The organism is Dietzia sp. CW19, assembly GCF_014145265.1.
Classification (GTDB): domain Bacteria; phylum Actinomycetota; class Actinomycetes; order Mycobacteriales; family Mycobacteriaceae; genus Dietzia; species Dietzia natronolimnaea.
Map to the genome: position 1 here is coordinate 1 of NZ_JAALEE010000299.1, position 1,688 is coordinate 1,688.

Annotated in this window: 1 protein-coding gene; it reads left to right on the plus strand. The window is 71.6% G+C overall.

Annotated elements, in window-relative coordinates:
* Positions 1-156 precede the first annotated feature (156 nt).
* Complete coding sequence (locus G6021_RS09540) at positions 157-1,533, plus strand: phosphomannomutase/phosphoglucomutase (RefSeq protein WP_182641154.1); 1,377 nt, start codon at positions 157-159, stop codon at positions 1,531-1,533.
* The last annotated feature ends 155 nt before the right edge of the window (positions 1,534-1,688 follow it).

Here is a 1,688-nt window from a genome sequence, read left to right on the forward strand (position 1 = left end):
GGCGGGTCCCGTCGACCGTGCGCGGGAGCCGGGGCCGGGACTCGGCTGACGGGACACCGACCAGCCCGCGGCCGCAAGCGACGGCCCGGCCGGTAACCCGCCGGGTAGGGTCGAATGATGACACCGTCCGACCGCCTCTCATCCCTGGAGCAGCACGTGGCACGCAGCGCCGAGTCCGTCCGAGCAGTCATCAAGGCCTACGATGTCCGCGGCGTCGTGGGCGAGCAGATCGACGAGGACTTCGTCCGCGAGGTGGGTGCGTCGTTCGCCCGTCTGATGCGGTCCGAGGGGTCGGAGACCGTGGTGGTCGGCCATGACATGCGGGACTCCTCCCCGTCGTTGTCCCGGGCGTTCGGCGACGGCGTCACCTCCCAGGGGCTGGACGTGGTGACGATCGGCCTCGCGTCGACCGACCAGCTCTACTACGCCTCGGGACTGCTCGGCTGCCCGGGCGCCATGTTCACCGCCAGCCACAACCCGGCCCGGTACAACGGCATCAAGCTGTGCCGTGCGGGTGCCAAGCCGGTCGGCCAGGAGTCCGGACTCCGGACGATCGCCGACGAGGTCGTCGCGGGGGTCCCCGCCCACGACGGTGAGGCCGGGACGGTCTCCGAGCGTGACGTCCTCGACGGCTACGGTGCGTACCTCCGCGAGCTGGTCGACCTGTCGGGCATCCGTCAGCTCAAGGTGGCGGTCGACGCCGGGAACGGGATGGGCGGCCACACCGTGCCCGCGGTCCTCAGCGGACTGCCGCTGGAGATCGTCCCGCTGTACTTCGAGCTCGACGGCAACTTCCCCAATCACGAGGCCAACCCCCTCGAACCGGCCAACCTGGTCGACCTCCAGGCGCTGGTGCGGGAGAGCGGGGCGGACATCGGACTCGCCTTCGACGGCGACGCCGACCGCTGCTTCGTGGTGGACGAGCGGGGTGAGCCCGTCGCCCCGTCGGCCATCACGGCGCTGGTGGCCGGGCGCGAGCTCGACAAGGAACCCGGCGCCTCGATCATCTACAACCTGATCACCTCCCGGGCCGTCCCCGAACTGGTCGAGGAGAAGGGCGGCGTCGCGGTCCGTACCCGCGTCGGCCACAGCTTCATCAAGGCCCAGATGGCGGACACCGGTGCGATCTTCGGCGGCGAGCACTCGGCGCACTACTACTTCCGTGACTTCTGGGGCGCCGACTCGGGGATGCTCGCCGCGATGCACACCCTCGCAGCCCTCGGGGAGCAGGACGCCCCGCTGTCCCAGGTGATGGCCGAGTACACCAGGTACGCGGCGTCCGGGGAGATCAACTCGACGCTGGACTCCGCGGAGGCGCAGGTGGCCCGGATGGAGGAGGTCATCGACGCGTTCTCCGGCCGGGCCGTGTCGGTGGACCGACTCGACGGCGTGACCGTCGACCTCGGTGACGGCGCGTGGTTCAACCTGCGGGCCTCCAACACCGAACCGCTGCTGCGCCTCAACGCGGAGGCACCCACCAGGGAGGACGTCGCCGCGGTGGTCGACGAGGTCCTCGCGATCGTCCGTGCCTGACCTGACCAGCGACACCGGGGCCGGCCGGGTGGACCTGGACGACGCCGAGGCCCTGCGCTCCTCCGACGCCACCGGGGCCCTGCTCCACGCGTCGATGGCCGGGGCCCAGCTCCGATCGGTCGCGACGGCCGTCGACTCGGGGGCGCTGGACGGCC